Consider the following 19507-nt stretch of genomic DNA (forward strand, 5'->3'; position numbering starts at 1 on the left):
CACGAGGTCAGGTCGACCCCGATCCAGGCATCGTACGTGAAGGGGCTGCAAATCTCATCTGCTGTCGAAATGCAGCCGCCGCGATACACCATCTTAGGGAACAAGCTTAGGACAGAAGCTCGTCCACCCAAGCCGGCACCAAGACCCCCGCCGCACCGATCCGCGTCTGCTCGAAGAACACGCTCCCCATCGACGGATCGAGGTTCAACTCGAGCGTCCGCGCCCCATGATACGCCGCGGTCTGCACGAACCCCGCCGCCGGATACACAGCGCCCGAAGTCCCGATCGAAACGAACAGATCGGCTTTCGCCAACGCCGCCTCGATCCGCTCCATCTGGTACGGCATCTCGCCAAAGAACACGATGTCCGGCCGCAACGCCGCCGCCCCGCACGCGCCGCACACCGACCCCTCCGGCAACGCCCCGGACCAAGGCTCGCGCGCCCCACAAACGGCACACAGCGCCGACAGCAACTCGCCATGCATATGCAGCATCCGCGTCGCCCCCGCCCGCTCGTGCAGGTCATCGACATTCTGCGTGACGATCAGCAACTCGCCCTCCCAAGCCGCATCCAACCGCGCCAGCGCGTGGTGCGCGGCGTTAGGCTCGACCGTCGCCAGAGCCGCGCGTCGCAGATCGTAGAACCGGTGCACCAGTTCCGGATCCGCCGCGAGCGCCTCGGGCGTGCAGACATCCTCGACCCGATAGCTTTTTGGAGCCAGATCATTTTCGTAAACATCCCAATAGGTTACGCCGCCCTTAGAGCGAAATGTCGGGACGCCGGACTCGGCGGAAACGCCCGCGCCCGTCAGGATTACAATGTTCTGGATATCACGCATGGCGACAGAATAGGCGAGTGACGGAATGTCGGAAAGTGGTGGAAAGCAGCCTTTCCGCTTTGGAGCGGGGCAATACCAAGTCTCGCCAACTCGGCGGCGGCAATACGCAAGTATTGTCGATAGCCCGCAATCAGGATAAGCTGAAAATATAAAATGTTCAGGGGAGAAGAAATGCGTAGAGTCCTGCTTGGTATGATTGTCTCAATCATCGCATCGGCGGCCGGAGTACAGGCTCAACAAGGGGGCGCGGGAGCGGGGCCGAACAACAGCGGTCCCGGAGACTTAAACCGTCAGCGGGTTTTCGAAGAGTTCCAAGTAGGCGTTGCCGACTCCAATCGATTGACGACGCGGCCTGTTCCGACTCTGCCGGGAGAAGTTAGGCAGGGGCTGGAAGTCCATGACTCAAAGGGATTGGTGATCGGCAAAGTCGAGTCCGTCGGTAAAAGCTTTGCGACGGTGTCGAGCGCGATCGGTAGCGTCGAGGTAGACTTCACCTCCTTTGCAAAAAACAAGAACGGGCTCTTGATCAATATGCCCAAGAGCAAGATCGACGTGCTGATGGCGCGGGGTCATCCGGCATCGTGAGGGGCCGATAGGCTCAGCCCCGGCCGTCGCCTCTTCACAGGGCCAAGTGTCCCCCGCCGCGCTGACGTTCGACTTTGTAAAAGCGGACCGGCCGCAATCGCGTGATCCGATCGGACCGATGCGTCCGGTTTCCCCCATCGGACGTTGAGCAGCATCGACCACGCCACCATGGCCGTGCGCGACCCGTTCGCAGGTGCCATGTCGGCGTCTAGGCCGGTAGAACTGAAGGATCCGATGCGATGTTGACGAAGAAACTGGTGCTGCTGAGCGGCGTGGTCGCGGTCCTTGGCGGCTGTGGTCAGACGACTTCGACCGACTCGAACACCTCGACCGTAAACATCGCCATGGGCAACACCAGCGCCGCGGCGAGTGCGACCCCGGCCGTAAACCGCGTCCGCGGCGTCATCACCGCGATCGGCACCGACGCGCTGACCGTCCAGACCTATGACGGCAAGTCGGCCACCGTGCCGCTCGACGCCACCACCAAGTTCGCCTGGGTGGTGAAGTCGGACCTGTCGACGCTCAAGGACGGCGACTTCATCGGCACCGCGACGACTGGTCCCGACAATGCGTTGCGCGCGGTCGAACTGGTCATCTTCCCCGAGGCGATGCGCGGCACTGGCGAGGGGCATTATCCCTGGGACGTCCCCGGCGCGGTAGCGGCTGCAGGCGGCGGCATGAGCGGGTCGAGCGCCATGACCAACGGCACCATCGACGGGCAGAGCGCGATGACCAACGGCACCGTCGATGGCCAGAGCGCGATGACGAACGGCACGGTGGCGCAGCAGAGCGGCATGACCAACGGCACCGTTACCGGCGGCGCAGGCAAGCCCGGCGAGACCAAGCTGAGCATCTCGTACAAGGGCGGCAAGGCCCAGGTCGTCGTTCCCGTCGGCACGCCGATCGTCCGGTTCGAGCCGGCCGAGCGCACCGTCCTCGCCAAGGGCCAGAAGCTGTTCGCGATCGTTGCGACCGACTCCAAGGGCGCCAAGTCGGTCGCCGTTGGCAAGGACGGCCTGACGCCACCGATGTAATCGCACTAACGCTTTGAGATAACTAGAAAAGGTTGGGGTGGCGCCAACGCCATCCCGGCCTTTTCCGTTTGGGGGCATCGGATACGCGAGGGCACGTTGGTGTGACCTTATCGTAACCTTTGGCCGTTTGCGCGCCGATCACCGCAACGGCCCCGTCTTCAAAAATCGCACGATCGCCGCTAAGACGCTTGCAAACCTGTATCCGTAAAGGCGCTGCATGACCGTCATCACCGAAGCCGACCTGATCGAAAGCGTCGCCGACGCACTCCAGTTCATCAGCTACTACCACCCGATGGACTATATCCGCGCGCTGGGCGTCGCGTACGAGGCCGAGCAGAGCCCCGCCGCCAAGGATGCGATCGCACAGATCCTCACCAACAGCCGGATGTGCGCGGAGGGCCATCGCCCGATCTGCCAGGACACCGGGATCGTCACGATCTTCGTCAAATGGGGCCAGGATTGCCGCCTCGAGTCGACCCGCAGCTTGCAGGAAGTCGTCGATGAAGGCGTGCGGAAAGCCTATCTCAACCCCGAGAACAAGCTGCGCGCGTCGATCCTCGCCGACCCCGCCTTCACCAGGCGGAACACCAAGGACAACACGCCGAGCGTGATGCATGTCGAGATGGTGCCCGGCAACACCGTCTCGATCGACGTCGCGGCGAAGGGCGGTGGCAGCGAGAACAAGTCGAAGTTCAAGATGATGAACCCGAGCGACTCGATCGTCGACTGGGTGCTCGAGATGATCCCGCAGATGGGCGCCGGCTGGTGCCCGCCCGGCATGCTCGGCATCGGCATCGGCGGCACCGCCGAGAAATCGATGATCCTCGCCAAGCAGTCGCTGATGGGCTCGATCGACATGGCGCAGCTGAAGGCGCGCGGGCCGAAGAACGACATCGAGGCGCTGCGGATCGAGATCTACGACAAGGTCAACGCGCTCGGCATCGGCGCGCAAGGCTTGGGCGGGTTGTCCACCATCCTCGACGTGAAGATCTTCGACTGGCCGACGCACGCCGCATCGAAGCCGGTCGCGATGATCCCCAACTGCGCCGCCACCCGCCACGCGCATTTCGTGCTCGACGGCTCGGGCCCGGTGTATCTGGAAGCGCCGAAGCTGGAGGAATGGCCCGACGTCAACTGGACGCCCGACAAGGCCGCGATCCGCGTCGACCTCGACACGCTGACGCCCGACGTCGTGCAGACGTGGAAGCACGGCGACCGCCTGCTGCTCAACGGCAAGATGCTGACCGGGCGCGATGCGGCGCACAAGCGGATCAAGGACATGCTCGATGCGGGCGAGCCGCTCCCGGTCGATTTCAAGGGTCGTGTGATCTATTACGTCGGGCCTGTCGATCCGGTCGGGGAGGAAGTTGTCGGCCCGGCGGGACCCACTACGGCGACGCGCATGGACAAGTTCACGCGGATGATGCTCGACCAAGGCCTTCTGGCGATGGTCGGCAAGGCGGAGCGCGGCGGCGATGCGACCAAGGCGATCGCCGAGGCCAAGTCCGCGTATCTGATGGCGGTCGGCGGCGCGGCGTATCTGGTCGCGCGCGCGATCAAGGGATCGAAGGTCGTTGGCTTCGCGGATCTCGGGATGGAAGCGATCTACGAGTTCGAAGTCAGCGACTTCCCGGTGACGGTCGCGGTCGATTCCGCGGGCGAGAACGTCCACCAGCTTGCACCGCTGGTTTGGCGCGAGAAGATCGCGCGTGAAGGCTTGCTGACGCCGGCATGACGACGCGCGCACGCAGAAGGGGGCAGGGCCCCGTCCGGTGGGTCGTGGCCATCTTCCTTCTGCTTGTCGTCGCGGTCGTCTACGCGCCGCAGTTGCTCGCGTTTCCGTATAAGCAGCAGATCGGCACCGTCACCGTCTATGCCGAGCGTCCGATCGATCCTCGGATCGCCAGCGAACTGGCGCGTGCCGAGGGCTTGTTGCGCACCAGTCCGCTCTACACCGGTCCGCTCGATCGCTCGCTGTTCCTGACGGACGGTGGCTGGCGCTGGAGGCTTCTGGCGATCCAGTCGCCGGGCGCCTTCGCGTTCCGCCGGCCGTTCAGTTCGGCGATCGTTTTCAACCGCAGCGACGTCACCACCGACCGCGTGACGAACGGTCGTGCGATCGGTGGTACCCGGACGCTGTCCGGCGTGATCGCGCACGAGACGACGCACATCATGATCGCCAACCATCTTGGCGAAGTGCGCAGTGCTATGCTCCCGACCTGGCAGCAGGAGGGGTATGCGGATCATGTCGCGCGCGAGAGCAGCCTGACGGACGCGGAGGCCGCACGCCTTCGCAAGACCGATCCGGTCGCGCCGGCGCTGGTATATTACGATGCTCGCCGACGGGTGACGGCGGCGTTGGGCGCCAAGCGCGGATCGGTCGACGCGTTCTTTGCGGGCGGCTGAACGACGCCGAGTTCGGAACGCACCCCGGCCAGTCCTGTTGGTAATACGACCTTATCGGAGCACGCTCATCATGCCCAAGACCGCAATCGCCCTCGTCGCCGCCTTCGCCCTTGCGACCACAGCCTCGGCCCAGACCACCGCGCCACAATCGGCGTCGACTCAGGGTGGCCTCGGGGGACTCGGCGGTCTGCTAGGTGGCGCGTTGCCGAACGTCGGATCGATCGGCGCGGGCAATGCTGCCGGGTTGCTCGGCTATTGCCTGAAGAACAATCTGCTCGGGCAAAGTGGTGCACTTAGCGCCTTAACCGGCGGGCGGAATGCAGCGTCACGAACGGGCAGCGCGAAGGCCCCGGCCACCGGCGCGCAGTCGATCCTCCAGCGTCTGACCGGACGTCAGGGCGTGCAGACGTCGCCGGGCTATGCCGCGGGACAGGAAGGCGAAGTGCAGGCGCCGAACGGCCAGGCGTTTTCGCTCGACGACCTCGGCGGGCAGGTGAAGACGCGGATGTGCAGCATCGTCCTCAATCGGGCGAAGTCGTTCCTGTAGGGCGGCGGTCTTGGGCAGTCGGCGTCTCTACGGGGCAAAGCGCAGCGTGTGTACCTGAACCAGCATGTTTCCCCACGAAGGCGGGGACCCAGACTGGGCTCCCGCCTTTGCGGGAGAACAAAGACGTGAACTGCCCCTTCGATCTGTCACGGACGGCGGCGTGCCAAACGTCCCGGAATCTCTGGATAGTTTCGGCCATACAATGCCGCAAAACTTAACCGATCAAGTACGTAGCGCTGTGGAGTCTGGAACTGGTCTCACATTAGGCGGCGCGGGCCGGGCAATGGGTTTGCCCCCGAGCGCAGCATGCCAACACGCCCCGTAGTTTTCACAAACGAAAAGAGGCTGCCGGATCGTCTCCCGACGAACCGACAGCCTCCTGACATGGTCAGCGGCCGGAGAGCTCCAGCCCGGAGGACCATGCGTACCGCTTATCCTGTGACACACGCGTTGACTGGGAGAGGATACTCCCCACGCACGTCGGCGGCGTTAGCGGTGCGTCCCCCGAACGAACCGAACCGAACTCACTGCTGAACCATGAGACATCGGATCACCTCCTTTCGCTTGTTGAAACAACGCGGCCAAGCCTGACCGCAACGCCAATGTGTGCCGACCGCGCCTGCGATACAAGCCTTGTTTTACGGAAGTTTTCGGTCAATCCTGTCCGACTGCCGGTTCGTCGAAATCAGCCGCGGCAATCCTCGGTGACGCGCTCGATCTCGGCCCAGGCGGGCACGACGAGCGGCGGCAGTCCGGCCTGCTGGACGACGAACCGCCCGCGACTGAACCCCATCGCCTCCAGCAACGAATCGTTCGGCATCAGCGCAGCCGCGACATAGGGCGGCGTGCCCCCGGTCGGTTGTACGGACACGGCGCGCGTGACACTCGACGTGCGGATCGTGAGCGGCGTCGCCGTGCTCCCCGCGCGCGACAGGTAGACCTGGCGCGCCGCGGTGTCGCACCGCACCGTCAGCGAGGCGTCGGCATTGGCAGGCCCGAACAACGCGATCGAACCGCGCGCATCGCGGCGATACACCCACGTCCCCGGCGAATACGGCCAGTCGCGCCAGTCGGCAGCGATCGGTGCCGGACGCGGCTCCGGGGCAGGGGCCGGGGCGACGGTGCGCGGCGGGGGCGGCGCTTCCGCACGCGGAGGCGGCACGCAGCCCGCGATCGACGCGAGCGTCGCCAGACCGGCAAGCCGCGCCAGGACCAGAGGGCGGGCAAGCGATCGCAAGCCGACGAGGTGAGGGGACGGAGTGCGCATCGCATCGCTATGCGGCACGCCCGGCGGTCGCTCAAGTACGACGAAGCGCGCCCGGCGGGAACCGCCGCACGGTGATACCGGTTCAACGACGGAAGAAATCAGGAGAACGTCCATGTCCGATACCGCCGCCCAGACGCCAACCCAGCTGCTCGTCCAGTCGAACATCTCCGGCACGATGAAGGTCGAGAGCCGCGACGGCGACAATGTCGGCTCGGTCCACGCGTTCATGGTCCACAAGGGCACCGGCCGCGTCACCCACGCCGTCCTCAGCCTCGGTGGCTTCCTCGGCATGGGCAAGAGCTTCTACCCGCTGCCGTTCGCGCTCCTCCAGTTCGACGCGGTCCGCGACCTCTACGTCGTCACGATCGACAAGCGCGTCCTCGAAGGCGGCCCGAGCTGGGCGAACAACGCGCCGGTGTTCGACCAGGCCTATGCCGACCGCGTCGCAAGCTATTACGGGTCGAGCAGCGAGGACCTTGTCGTCGGCTAAGCTCCATGTCGACCGGTGCGGGTAAGTTGCCTGCACCGGTGACGTCCGCGATCACCGCGACCGCGATCCCCCCATCCGCATTTTCTGGCTCTTGCCGTAACGCGTTTTCCGCGTGCCGGGCTTGCCCTCGTTCGAACGTCCCATGACCGGCGCCTTCTGCTGGTCGACCGGCAGGCCCAGTTCCTCGTTCTCCAACTGCCGGATCTCGTCGCGAAGTCGCCCGGCGGTCTCGAACTCGAGATCGCTAGCAGCCTTGCGCATCTGCTTTTCGAGGTCCTCGATATACGCGCGCAGGTTGTGGCCGACCATGTGCGGGCGGTCCTCGTCGATCGGGATCGTCACCTGATCCTGGCTCGCCACGTGCGCGATGATGTCGCCGATGTTGCGGCGGATCGTCGTCGGGGTGATGCCGTGTTCGGTGTTGTACGCGACCTGTTTCTCGCGGCGGCGCGACGTCTCGTTCATCGCGCGTTCCATGGATCCGGTGACGCGGTCGGCGTACAGGATCACGCGGCCGTCGACGTTGCGTGCCGCGCGACCGATCGTCTGGATCAGCGACGTCTCGGAGCGCAGGAAGCCCTCCTTGTCCGCATCGAGGATCGCGACCAGCCCGCATTCGGGGATATCCAATCCCTCGCGCAACAGGTTGATGCCGATCAGCACGTCGTACACGCCGAGCCGTAGGTCGCGGATCAGCTCGATGCGCTCCAGCGTCTCGACGTCGCTGTGCATGTAGCGGACCTTGATCCCCGCCTCGTGCATGTACTCTGTGAGATCTTCGGCCATCCGCTTGGTCAGGGTGGTGACTAGGGTGCGGTAGCCGAGCGCGGTCGTCTTGCCGACTTCGACGATCAGATCCTGGACTTGTTCCTCGACCGGCTTGATCTCGACGGGCGGATCGATAAGTCCGGTCGGGCGGATGACCTGTTCGGCGAACACGCCGCCGGTCTGCTCCATCTCCCAGCTGCCGGGGGTCGCCGAGACATAGGTCGTCGGCGGGCGCATCGCGTCCCATTCGTTGAAGCGCAGCGGGCGGTTGTCGATCGCGGACGGCAGGCGGAAGCCATACTCCGCGAGCGTCAGTTTGCGACGGTGATCGCCGCGCGACATGCCGTTGATCTGACCGATCGTGACGTGACTCTCGTCGACGAACAGCAAAGCGTTGTCCGGGAGATATTCGAACAAAGTGGGCGGAGGCTCGCCCGGCATGCGGCCGGTGAGGAAGCGCGAGTAATTCTCGATCCCGGCGCAGGAGCCAGTCGCGGCGATCATCTCGAGATCGAAGTTCGTCCGCTGCTCAAGCCGCTGCGCCTCCAGCAGCTTGCCCTCCAGCACCAGCTCCTTCAGGCGCTCGGCCAGCTCGTGCTTGATCGCCTCGCCCGCCTGCTTGAGCGTCGGACCGGGCGTCACGTAATGCGAGTTCGCGTACACGCGCACCGAGTTCAGCGACGCGACCTTCTTGCCAGTCAGCGGATCGAACTCGATGATCTCCTCGATATCGTCGCCGAAGAACGAGATGCGCCATGCGCTGTCCTCGTAATGCGACGGGAAGATCTCGAGCGTGTCGCCCTTCACGCGGAAATTGCCGCGCTGGAAGGCCGCGTCGTTTCGCTTGTACTGGAGCGCGACGAGTTTGCGCACGATCTCGCGCTGGTCGACGGTCGTGCCCTTCTTGAGGTCGAAGATCATCGCCGAATAGGTCTCGACCGAGCCGATGCCATACAGGCACGACACCGACGCGACGATGATGACGTCGTCGCGTTCGAGCAATGCGCGGGTGGCCGAATGTCGCATTCGGTCGATCGACTCGTTGGTCGACGACTCCTTCTCGATGTAAGTGTCGGAGCGCGCGACATACGCCTCGGGCTGGTAATAATCGTAATAGCTGACGAAATATTCGACCGCGTTGTCGGGGAAGAACGACTTCATCTCGCCGTATAGCTGTGCGGCCAGGATCTTGTTCGGCGCGAGGATGAGCGCGGGGCGTTGGACGCGGTTGATGACGCTGGCCATCGTGAAGGTCTTGCCCGAGCCGGTGACGCCGAGCAGCACCTGGTCCTTCTCGCCGTCGCCGATCGCGGAGACGAGTTCGGCGATCGCGGTGGGCTGGTCGCCCGCGGGTTCGTACTCGCTGACGAGGTTGAACCGCTTGCCGCCCTCGACCTTGTCGGGGCGCGCGGTCGGGCGGTGCGGGACGAAGCTTTCGCCGGTTTCAGGCTCGGCGAGGCTGGTGCGGATCTGAATGGCCATCGAGGGGGAATATGGGGAACATGGCCTGAGTCGGCAACGGCCACGGGACCTGTTTGGCCGATGCCAAGTTTAGCTGTTGTTGACCCGTCCGGCTCGCGCCCATAATGCGACCGTTTCGCAAGCCATCGATCCGCCAGCGCCCGCGCGTAGGCCAAGGAATAGACGCATGACCGCCCCGACCGTCGAAGCAACCCGCGCGCCCGCGCTGATCCCCGAGACCCCCGCGTTCCTGAACGCCAAGGTGCTGTGGGTGCGTCACTGGAACGAACATCTGTTCAGCTTCGCGATCGAGCGGCCCTCGACTTTCCGCTTCCGCTCGGGCGAGTTCGTGATGATCGGCCTGCCGCAGGAAGGCGGCAAGCCGATCATGCGCGCCTATTCGATCGCGTCCCCGCATTATTCGGAGGAACTGGAGTTCCTGTCGATCAAGGTCGAGGACGGCCCCCTGACCTCGAAGCTCCAGCTGATCCGGCCCGGCGACGAAGTGTATCTCGGCAAGAAGCCGACGGGCACTTTAGTGCTCGACGCGCTGCTGCCGGGGAAGCGGTTGTTCATGTTCTCGACCGGCACCGGCCTCGCGCCGTTCCTCAGCCTGATGCGCGATCCCGACGTCTATGCTGCGTATGAGCAGGTGATCGTCGTGCACAGCGTGCGGCGCGTGAGCGATCTCGCCTATCACGACGAGATGGTCGGGCTGCTGGCGGAGGACCCGCTGATCGCCGACGAGGCGCAGACTCAGTTCCACTACATCCCGACCGTGACGCGCGAGCCGTTCCGCACCACGCGGCGGATCGGCGCGCTGATCGAGGATGCGTCGCTGTTCGGCCACCCGGTCCGCGGCGAGCAGAAGCTCAACCCCGAGACCGACCGCGCGATGCTGTGCGGATCGACCGAGATGATCAAGGAATTCGCGGTGATGCTCGAAGCGCAGGGCTTCGAGGAGGGCGCGAATTCGAAGCCGGGTACGTTCGTGATCGAGCGCGCCTTCGTCGGCTGATGGCGTTGCGCTTTGGGTTCCCCCGCGAACGCGGGGGCCCAGGGATTACTGCACCGTCGCATGCCGGGAGGGTTCGGGCCTGGGCCCCCGCCTTCGCGGGGGGACAGCTAGTCGCGTCCCCCGCGTAACCCGCCGATATCGCTCCTTATTCATAAGAGGAGAGACCCATGATCGGTTACGCGACGCTCGGCACCAACCACATCGACTCAGCGCTTGCGTTCTACGATGCGCTATTTGCGACGGTGGGCGGCAAGCGCCTCATGCAAATGCCCGACGCCCGCCAGCTCACCTTCTACGGCGCGGGCCCCGACAAGCCGATGCTGGTGATCGGCAAACCCTATGACGGCGCGGCCGCCACCGCGGGCAATGGTACGATGGTCGCGCTAGCGGCGGATTCGCGCGAGCAGGTCGACCAGGTCTACGCCAAGGCGATCGAACTCGGCGGCGCGGACGAAGGCGCTGCCGGCACGCGTGGACCCGAGGAGATGGGCTTCTACGGCGCGTATTTCCGCGATCCCGACGGCAACAAGCTCTGCGTATTCAAGATGGGGTGAAGCGCCCCCGGTCACTCCGGCAGTGTTCGGCACCTATCGCGTCCTAGCAGGTACACCTCCCCGGCGAAGGCCGGGGCCTAGTTGGGGAACGTCGCTAACTGAACGCCGTCTTTCGTTACTTCGACCTTCCAACTGGGCCCCGGCCTTCGCGGGGGTGGTAGTGTGCAGATTCGGCGTTACTCTTCTCTCTCGTTGTTCTCCCGCGAAGGCGGGAGCCCAGTCTGGATCCCCGCCTTCGCGGGGAAACAGGCTTACTCGCTCGAAGAGAATACACGTCGAACAGCCCGAGGTGATCGAAAATCTAGCGTAAAGCCCGAACCGCCGGCGTATCGAGACACTTTAGCAGCGCCTCCCGCGACATCGTCACACCCGCCGCCGGCTTCACATACCCCGCAACCTCCGTTGGCCGCCCGAGCGTCACCGGCGCAAACCCAGTCTGCCCCGTACACCGCATCGCCGCCGCGAGCAGCTTCGGCGGCGTGTCATACCCTTCGAACGACAGCCGAAACGTTCCCCAGTGGATCGGGATCCCGTGTGCCGCGCCTAGCCGTCGATAGACCTCGACGGCGTCGACCGGCCCGATATGGCTGCCCGACTCCATCTGCCCATCGACGAACCGGAACGCACCGATCGGGATCAGCGCCAGCCGGACCGGCCCGAGCGCCGCCGCTTCGACCGGCCATTGGCCGTCACCCATCCCGGTATCGCCCGCAAAGAACACGTTCCCGCCCGGCAGCGTCACGACGAAGCTCGACCACAGCGTGCGATTGCGATCGGTGAACCAGCGGCTGCCCCAATGATGGTTTCGCGTCACGGTGACAGCAACGCCTGGCTTGATCGCCACCCGCTGCCCCCAGTCGAGCGCGGTCGCCTCCGCACCGGTCTGGCCGATCACGCTGTCGTTGCCCAAGCTGGTGACGATCCGCGGCCGATCGCGCTCCCAAAGTCGTTTCAGCGTCGCCTCGTCGAGATGATCGTAATGATTGTGGCTGACCAGAACGACGTCGATCTTCGGCAACGCATCGAACGCGATCCCCGGCGCGGCGACACGACGCGGACCCGTGCCGAGCGGCCCGGCCTTCTCCGCCCAGACCGGATCGGTGAGGATGTTGAGCCCCTGCGTCTGGATCAGCACGCTGGCATGGCCGACCCACGTCACGACCATCCGCTCGCCCTCGACGCGGGCGGGCGGCGCGATGCGGTTCACCGCGACCGACTTGGGCCACGCAGGCCGGCCATCGCTGCCGGTGAAATACTTCCAGAAGAAGCTCGCCCGACCACCGCCGCTGCCCTTGGGCTGGATCTGCTTGATATCCGCGTCGCCGTCAGGATTGAAGAACCGCGCACCGTCGAAATGGCTCGACGTCGACCCACGATAATAGATCCGGTCGAGGAATTGCGGCACGATCGTCACGATCAGCGCACCGATCACGACCAGCAACAGGATGGCACCGCCGACGATCTTCAATAGTCTCGTCACGGCGTTCCTGTCTGCACGGGATTGGATGTCGCCCTAACGCACGCTGGCGATCATCGTTCAGATCAAGCGCGCAATGCGGTCCGCCGCGCGAAATTCCGCCGCGCGAAATTCCATTGCCACAGCATCAGCAACGGCACGACGATCGTCTCCATGCCCAAGCCAAGGACATGACCCTGCGATGGCACGCCGACCGCGATCAACGATATAAGCCGTGATACGCCCCCGACGAAGATCAGCCCGCCGAGCAGCCGGAACCGCGGTCCCTTGCGCTCGATATTCGGGATGCAGCTGACGAACCCGAGCCCGGTCGCGAAGAATATCCCCGAGATATACCGGAAATGGCTGTCAAGATCCCTCGGCACATCGGCCAGATGCCCGAATGGCGCAGGTCCGTGCAGGACGCCCTGGCCGCCGACGATCAGCGGCAACAGGCACGCCACCGCAATCACGGCCTGCAACAGGCGCTTCTCGATCGAGCTGGTCATGGCAAGGGCCTCAGCAATTCTGGGCGGATACGAAATGCGCGGAGCGAAATCCGCACCTCGAAGATGAACGAGATCAGCGCCGCGATCAGCAGGATCATCGCCAGGATGAAGCACACCGCGACGTAGGTCCCGAAGTGCAGCTTCGCGAGTTCGGCGATGAACAGCAGCGCGATCAGGATACACGTCATGATCGCACTGGAGACCGCGAGGAACAGCGCAGCGTTGATGATCGTCATCCGGCGGTCGAGCAGGCGCAGTTCCCAGACGAAGCGGACATGCTCTGGCCCGGTGCTGCTCGCGTGCAAATGTTCCAGTTTCCGCGCGCGGTCGATCACTCGAGACAGGCGGCCGGCCAGCACGTTGAGCAACTGGCCGATACCCGCCAGCATGAACACGGGCGCTAGCGAAAGCTGGATCGTCTGGGCGATCGTCGAGACGGCGGGGATCGTCGGCATGCGGGCACCATGTGGTAAAACGCGCTCGATAGGAAGAACGCGCGTACCGCATGGCGCCGCAATTACAGCGGCTTGCCGCTGCTTGCCTCGCGCAGGCCTCCAGGGCGGCGGTCAGAAGTCCTTGCGCAGCAGCAGCCCGGCATAGCGCTTGTCGTCGCGCGGCACGAACCGCACCGTGCCCGCAAACGTGCCCGCGGTGAGGAACGACGAATAGGACGTGTTCGTCAGGTTCTTCACATACGCGCGCAGCTGCCAGCCGGAGGTATCGCTCAGCACCGCGACGCTCGCGTTCCAGATCGCGTAGGATGGCTGGACCGTGCTCGGCGTCTCGGCGAGCGAATATTGCACCTTGCTGCTGAACGTCACGTCGGTCTGCAACTCAAGCGCCAGCGTGTCGGTCAGCCCGAACTTGTACGCCGCATTCTCGTACAACTTGATCTTCGGCGCATAGGGGAGCGGCTGGCCGTTGATGTTGCAGCTCGTCGGCGCGCCGGTCGGGCAGAGGAAGTTGCGCACCGTCGCGTCGGTATAGGCGGCGGAGATGTCGAGCGTCAGGCCCTTGGTCGGGCGCAAGGTCACATCCGCCTCGACCCCGCGCGAGCGGACCGATCCGGCGTTGATCAGCCGGCTGACCTGCGCCCCCGCGACGACGTCGTTGAAGCTCGCCTGATACCCGTCGAAATTGGTCGTGAACGCCGCCAGACTGTAGCTCAGCGCACGGTTCGCAGTGCTGCCCTTCAGCCCGATCTCATAGGAATTGGACGTCTCCGGGCTCAACGGCACTTCGTCGAGCGGCGTCGTCGCGTTGAGCGAGCGCATGTTGAAATACACGTTGTACGCCGGGCCCTTATAGCCGTGCGAATAGGTGAAATAGGTCTGCGCATGCTCGCCGAGATCGTACTGGAGCCCGAGGCGATAGCTGTCGCCGCGCTTGTCGATCCCGCCGGTCGCGTTGTGATAGGCGCGAACGCCGGGCCGATCGAGCGCCGCCGCGCCGGTGTTGAGCGGATCCGCGGTCGACGTGCGGACGTGGTAGAAATCCAGGCTGTCCCAGGTCGAGCGATAGCCCGCGATACCGCGGAATTTCGGCGTGAAATTGACGTTGGCCTCACCGAACAGCGCGTAATTGTCGTTGGTGATGCCGTAGTTTGCAACGCCCGTGGTCGTCGTTTGCGCGCCGCCGGCCGCGAGCGACGTCAGCGTGCGCTGATACTGCTCGTCGGTCGTCGCGTGCAAATAATAGGCGCCGACGACGTAGTCGATGAGGCCACCCTTGGGCGACGTCAGCCGCAGTTCCTCGGAGAATTGCTTGGTGTTGACGCTACCTGCATCTTGCCCCGACGGGAACGCGGTCGAGAGCGCGGCGACGCTGTCGTAATCCTGGCGCTGGTTGTTGAGCCATTGCCGCCAGCCGGTGATCGAGGTGATGTGGTAGTCGCCAAGCGCGAGTTCGCCGGTGAACGACCCGCCGTAATTCTCGTCCTTCACGTCGGTGATCGAATTGTTGTTGGTCCGGCGATTGCTCGGTCCGGCGACGATCCCGCTTGCCCCCAGCGCGGCGGCGAGGTCGGGCGAATTGGTGACGACACCGGTCGGATACGCGGTGCGGCTGGTGGCGGCGTAGACGCTGGTCGGGGTGGTATCGTGTGAGTTGAGGTAATCGCCGATGATCGTGAACTTCAGGGCGTCGGACGGCGTCACGACCAGCTTGCCGCGCGCGCCATAACGCCGGTAGCCGTTGACGTCCTGGTTGCGTGCGACGTTGCGGACGTTGCCCTGATAGTCGTCGTACAGCCCGCCGATCAGGGCTTGCACCTTGCCGGGGACGAGCGCGCCAGAGATGCCGGCCTTGATCCGGTATTCCTCGTCGGAGGTGATGCCGGCCTCGCCGAACGCGCGGAATTCGTCGGTCGGGTTGCGGGTGACGATGTTGACCACGCCCGCCGAGGCGTTCTTGCCGAACAACGTGCCCTGCGGTCCGCGCAACACCTCGATCCGCTCGACTTCGCCGAGGTCGAGCGTCGATTGGCCGGGGCGGGTGAGGACGACGCCATCGAGCACGGTCGACACCGATGGCTCGACGCCCGGCGAGGTCGTGATCGTGCCGACGCCGCGGATGAAGATCGTGCGATCCTTGTTCGACGCGCCGCTGCGGAAGCCGACCGACGGAATCGTCGCGGCGATGTTCTCGACCGTGTTCAACTGGCGCTCGGCGAGCGACTGACCGCTGACCGCGGTGATCGCGATCGGCACCGACTGGAGCGTCTCGTTGCGATAGCGCGCGGTGACGATGACCTCGTCGCTCTGGGCAGCCGGGGCGGGCGCGGTTGTCGACGCCGTTGCCGGTGTCGTCGCGGGAATATCCTGCGCAGTCGCCGGAGTGGCGAGCGCAACGAGTGCGGTGCCGGCGAACAACGCGACATGGCGCCGCTGGATGCGTGGGTCGATCATGGGTTCCCTCCCCGAAATTGATGCCGCCTTGTAAATCCCATTCGCGCGATGGGTATAAAGAACGATATGCAGGTGCGTCGTGTCAGCTTTAGCGCGGCTCGACTGGTCGCAGCACCGGCAGCAGCAGCTGGATCCACCCGATCGCGAGCAGGTACGATACGCTGGCGAACAGGAACAACGGGAGATACCCGAGCCCTGCGGTCAGCACGAGCCCCGCAACTTTGGCGATCACCATGCCGCCGACATTGCCGCTGAACGATCCGAACGCGGTCACCCGGCCGAGTTTGTCCTGTGGCACGACGTCGGCGATCAGCGCGAAGAGATTGGTCGAAAATGCCTGATGTGCGGCGAGCGTGAGCGCCATGAGCCCGATCGTGACCGCGTAATTGCCCGCGTAGAGCACCAGCGGGATCGGCAGAACGCAAAGCGCGGCGACCAGCAAGATGCCTTTGCGCACCGCATTGATGCTGTAGCCAAGACTTAGCAACCGCGTTGAAACGCCGCCGCCGAGCAACGACCCGACCGCCGCGCCACCATAGGCAATGGCGAGCGGCACGCCGAGTGCGACGCCGGTCAGCCCATATTGCCGGTGGAAGAAGTCGGGGAGCCAGAACAGCAACAGCCACCACGTCGCATCCGACAGTATCTTGGCGACCGCGATCGCCCAGGTCTGGCGGTTGCGCAGGATCGGGCCGTAGTCGGTCGGTGGCGCCGCGTCGATCTCGACCGGACGGGGCGGCGAGAACGTCACGCGTCGCGTCGCGATCAGCCAGACCGCCGCCCACACCAGCCCGAGCGCGCCCGCCGCGACGAACGTCCCGCGCCACCCGACCAGCAGTGCCACACCCGGGATCGCCAGCGGCGCCAGAATCGCGCCGATGCTGTTGGCGGCATTGGTCGCGCCGAATCCGCTCGATCGCCAGTTCTTCGGCAACACCGACGCGATCGTCTTGATCCCGGTCGGCGTCCCCATCGCCTCGGTCGCGCCGAGGCTGACGCGGATCATCACGAACTCGGTCATCGACCGCGCCCAACCATGCGCCATCGCCGCGATGCTCCACGCCGCGACGCCGATCGGGTTCGCCCATTTGACGCCGAGCTTGTCAACGATCCACCCGGTGAACAGGAACGCGAACGCCGCGCCGCCCTGGAACCACGCGGCGAGCGTGCCGTAGTCGTCATCACTCCAGCCGAGGTCGGTGGCGATGATCGGCTTCAGGACGGAGATGATCTGGCGGTCGACGAGGTTGAGGATGCCGGCAGTGACGACGAGCGCGAACAACAGCGCGCGCGCACGAGCGCTGAGTTGCGCGACGGTCTTGGTAGGCTTGGTCATACGCGCTTAGCATGGACGAGGCGCGCGCGGTGGCCAGCCAGTTTCTCTTCGCGGAGCCGGTTATTTGGTTGCAGGGGGTGGGGCTCACTCCGGATTGGCTTGGCAGCCATCTCCTTCGAGCACCCTTGGATCCCCGCCAAGGCGGGGATCCAGACTGGGCTCCCGCCTTCGCGGGAGAACAAGGAAGGGGACGGGGAAAGGGCATCGCCAACCCAATGCCACCCCGGCGGAGGCCGGGGCCCAATTGGAACGTCCCCAGTAACGACAGACCTTCCTACGTTACTACCGTCCCCCAATTGGACCCCGGCCTTCGCCGGGGTGGTCGATTGTTGGAGGGGTCGAGTTGCTCAGATCACCAAAGGCCCATGCGCGATCCGCGGCAACACATGCCGCGCAAACAGATCCGCCTCAGCCGCATGTGGATAGCCGGAGAGAATAAACGCATCGATCCCCTCCGCCCGATACGCGTTCAGTTTCGCCAGTACCTGATCCGGATCGCCGACGATCGCCGCGCCGCAGCCCGAGCGGCCTCGGCCGATCCCGGTCCAGAGGTTCGCCTCCGCGTAGCCGTCGTCCGATCCTTCGCGCAGCTCGGCCTGGCGGCGGACGCCCGCGGATTGCGAATCGAGCGAGCGTTCGCGGATCGCACGACCTTCGGCGTCGTCGAGCTTCGACAACAGCCGGTCAGCCGCTGCCCGTGCCTCCGCCTCGGTCTCGCGCACGACGACATGGACGCGGTAGCCGAACTTCAGCGTCCGACCATGCTTAGCCGCCCGCGACCGCAGATCCGCAATGATCGCCCGCACCGCGTCCATCGTATCCGGCCACATCAGATAAACGTCGGCATTGGTCGCCGCCGCATCGCGCGCAGCCTCCGAAAGCCCGCCGAAATACAACGCCGGGCAGCGTCCCGACACCGTCGTAACCCGAGGCGGATCGACCTTCAGCTTCCAGAATTCGCCGTCATGATCGAGCGGCTTCCCGTCGAGCAACGTCCGCAGGATGTGCATCGCTTCGACCGTGCGCGCGTATCGCGGCGCGCTTTCCAGCTTCTCGCCCGGCAGGTCGCTCGAGATGATGTTGATCGCCAGCCGCCCGCCCAACATCCGGTCGATCGTCGCGATCTGGCGCGCGAGCTGCGGCGGCCAGCTCTCGCCGATCCGCACTGCCATCAGCAACCGCAACCGCTTGAGCATCGGCGCGATCCCCGCAGCGAACGCGGTCGTGTCGATCCCCAGCGCATAGCCCGACGGCAGCAGGATATTGTCATACCCCGCGGTCTCCGCCTGCATCACGATGTCGCGACAATGCTCCCAGCTCGATTTCAGCGCCGCATCGGGCAAACCGAGAAACTCGTAATCGTCGTCGCACAGCGCGGAGAACCAGCTGATCTCGCAAGGGGGCAGGACCGTCATGGCAAATTCTCACCCATCCCGGCCTGCAGAACCGCATACCATTCGGCCCGCGTCCACTCGACCTTGTAAGCATCCGCCGACGCAGCGATCCGCGCCGGATTCTGCGACCCGACGATCGGGATGATCCGCGCGGGATGCGCCATGATCCACGCCAGCGTAGCGGTCGCCGCATCGACGCCGTAGCGTGCGCCATGCTCGGCGAGCAGCTTGGCCGCCGGATGATCGCCCTGCGCCAGCCGACCGCCATCGAGCGGCGACCACGCCATCACCGCGACGTCGAGCCGCATCGCGTGGTCGAGCGTCCCGTCGAACAGCGGCGCAGTGCGCAGCGGCGAAAACTCGGGCTGCGTGCTGACGATCGGCTGGCCCAGGAAGGCCTGCAACGCGTCGAACTCGTCCACGCTGTAGTTCGACACGCCGATGCTGCGGATCTTGCCCGCCTCGACCATCCGGGTCAGCGTCTCGGCGACCTCGTGCGGATGCGTGAGAAAGTCGCGACGGTGGATCTGGTACAGGTCGACCTGCTCCACACCGATCCGCGTCAGCGACGCGTCGAGCGCATCGGCAAGATACGTCGCGCTCGAATTATACGGGATGCCCGGACGGATGCCCGCCTTGGTCGCGATCACCATTTTCGCACGCAACGACCGGTCTTCGGCCAGCGCACGCCCGAACAGTTCCTCCGCCGAGCCAAACCCGGCGGGCACGTCGCAGCCATAGATGTCGGCGGTGTCGAAGAAGTTGATCCCGGCCGACAGCGCGGCTTCGATCATCGCGTGAACCGGCGCGACCTCTCCGGCCAGCCGCCACATGCCCCAGGCTATCGGCGAAACAAGGATTTCGCTCTTGCCGAGCGGGCGAAGGTCGTTGGAAAGGCGGATCGTCGTCATGCAGGCGGCCATGGCATAGGGAATGAC

The 19507-nt window shown here is 65.0% G+C and carries 18 protein-coding genes; 8 read left to right on the forward strand and 10 right to left on the reverse strand.

Annotated elements, in window-relative coordinates:
- Positions 1–106 precede the first annotated feature (106 nt).
- Positions 107–838, reverse strand: a complete 732-nt coding sequence (locus C8J42_RS15110; RefSeq protein ID WP_133020729.1) for an NAD-dependent deacylase — start codon at positions 836–838, stop codon at positions 107–109.
- Between the two features lie 171 nt (positions 839–1009).
- Between C8J42_RS15110 and C8J42_RS15115 the strand changes: the two genes are divergently transcribed.
- The 5 genes from C8J42_RS15115 to C8J42_RS15135 all read left to right on the forward strand — a co-directional run bounded on the left by C8J42_RS15115 (position 1010) and on the right by C8J42_RS15135 (position 5410).
- Positions 1010–1423, forward strand: coding sequence for a hypothetical protein (locus C8J42_RS15115; protein WP_133020730.1), 414 nt, complete (start codon positions 1010–1012; stop codon positions 1421–1423).
- A 239-nt stretch (positions 1424–1662) separates the two neighbouring features.
- Entirely contained in the window at positions 1663–2457 is a 795-nt protein-coding gene (locus C8J42_RS15120; protein ID WP_207897150.1) for a hypothetical protein, read from the forward strand.
- Positions 2458–2674: 217 nt separating this feature from the next.
- On the forward strand, positions 2675–4192 hold the full coding sequence (locus tag C8J42_RS15125; protein ID WP_133020731.1) for a fumarate hydratase: 1518 nt from the start codon (positions 2675–2677) through the stop codon (positions 4190–4192).
- Positions 4193–4236: 44 nt separating this feature from the next.
- Complete coding sequence (locus C8J42_RS15130; RefSeq protein ID WP_243644486.1) at positions 4237–4863, forward strand: hypothetical protein; 627 nt, start codon at positions 4237–4239, stop codon at positions 4861–4863.
- Between the two features lie 70 nt (positions 4864–4933).
- On the forward strand, positions 4934–5410 hold the full coding sequence (locus C8J42_RS15135) for a DUF2501 domain-containing protein (protein ID WP_133020733.1): 477 nt from the start codon (positions 4934–4936) through the stop codon (positions 5408–5410).
- A 685-nt stretch (positions 5411–6095) separates the two neighbouring features.
- Here C8J42_RS15135 and C8J42_RS15140 read toward each other — a convergent pair.
- Positions 6096–6677, reverse strand: coding sequence for a hypothetical protein (locus C8J42_RS15140; RefSeq protein WP_243644487.1), 582 nt, complete (start codon positions 6675–6677; stop codon positions 6096–6098).
- Between the two features lie 112 nt (positions 6678–6789).
- Here C8J42_RS15140 and C8J42_RS15145 point away from each other — a divergent pair, with 112 nt between their 5' ends.
- A complete protein-coding gene (locus tag C8J42_RS15145) occupies positions 6790–7167 on the forward strand; it encodes a PRC-barrel domain-containing protein (RefSeq protein WP_056065550.1) in 378 nt (125 codons plus the stop codon).
- 51 nt (positions 7168–7218) lie between these two features.
- On the opposite strand, the gene uvrB is transcribed toward C8J42_RS15145, so the two are convergent.
- Entirely contained in the window at positions 7219–9417 is a 2199-nt protein-coding gene (gene uvrB / locus C8J42_RS15150; protein WP_056065553.1) for an excinuclease ABC subunit UvrB, read from the reverse strand.
- A gap of 166 nt (positions 9418–9583) precedes the next feature.
- Here uvrB and C8J42_RS15155 point away from each other — a divergent pair, with 166 nt between their 5' ends.
- On the forward strand, positions 9584–10414 hold the full coding sequence (locus C8J42_RS15155) for a ferredoxin--NADP reductase (RefSeq protein WP_133020734.1): 831 nt from the start codon (positions 9584–9586) through the stop codon (positions 10412–10414).
- A gap of 167 nt (positions 10415–10581) precedes the next feature.
- Positions 10582–10968 carry a VOC family protein gene (locus C8J42_RS15160; RefSeq protein WP_133020735.1) on the forward strand — a complete coding sequence of 129 codons (387 nt, stop codon included), beginning with the start codon at positions 10582–10584 and terminating at the stop codon, positions 10966–10968.
- Positions 10969–11269: 301 nt separating this feature from the next.
- On the opposite strand, the gene C8J42_RS15165 is transcribed toward C8J42_RS15160, so the two are convergent.
- The 7 genes from C8J42_RS15165 to C8J42_RS15195 form a co-directional block, all read right to left on the reverse strand.
- Positions 11270–12448, reverse strand: a complete 1179-nt coding sequence (locus C8J42_RS15165; protein ID WP_133020736.1) for an MBL fold metallo-hydrolase — start codon at positions 12446–12448, stop codon at positions 11270–11272.
- Positions 12449–12510: 62 nt separating this feature from the next.
- Positions 12511–12933 (reverse strand): DUF4345 domain-containing protein, encoded by a 423-nt coding sequence (locus C8J42_RS15170; RefSeq protein ID WP_120301262.1) that lies wholly within the window; start codon positions 12931–12933, stop codon positions 12511–12513.
- Positions 12930–13388 (reverse strand): DUF2721 domain-containing protein, encoded by a 459-nt coding sequence (locus C8J42_RS15175; RefSeq protein ID WP_056065567.1) that lies wholly within the window; start codon positions 13386–13388, stop codon positions 12930–12932. The genes C8J42_RS15170 and C8J42_RS15175 overlap by 4 nt, the downstream gene beginning before the upstream one ends.
- Before the next feature lie 111 nt (positions 13389–13499).
- The gene (locus C8J42_RS15180) at positions 13500–15839 is read right to left on the reverse strand and encodes a TonB-dependent receptor (RefSeq protein WP_133020737.1); all 2340 of its coding nucleotides are present in this window, start codon (positions 15837–15839) and stop codon (positions 13500–13502) included.
- Positions 15840–15927: 88 nt separating this feature from the next.
- On the reverse strand, positions 15928–17175 hold the full coding sequence (locus C8J42_RS15185) for an MFS transporter (RefSeq protein WP_133020738.1): 1248 nt from the start codon (positions 17173–17175) through the stop codon (positions 15928–15930).
- A gap of 347 nt (positions 17176–17522) precedes the next feature.
- On the reverse strand, positions 17523–18590 hold the full coding sequence (locus C8J42_RS15190) for an LLM class flavin-dependent oxidoreductase (protein ID WP_133020739.1): 1068 nt from the start codon (positions 18588–18590) through the stop codon (positions 17523–17525).
- A complete protein-coding gene (locus tag C8J42_RS15195) occupies positions 18587–19480 on the reverse strand; it encodes an aldo/keto reductase (protein ID WP_133020740.1) in 894 nt (297 codons plus the stop codon). The genes C8J42_RS15190 and C8J42_RS15195 overlap by 4 nt, the downstream gene beginning before the upstream one ends.
- Positions 19481–19507 lie beyond the last annotated feature (27 nt).

The sequence above is a fragment of the Sphingomonas sp. PP-CE-1A-559 genome (assembly GCF_004340965.1).
Classification (GTDB): Bacteria; Pseudomonadota; Alphaproteobacteria; order Sphingomonadales; family Sphingomonadaceae; genus Sphingomonas.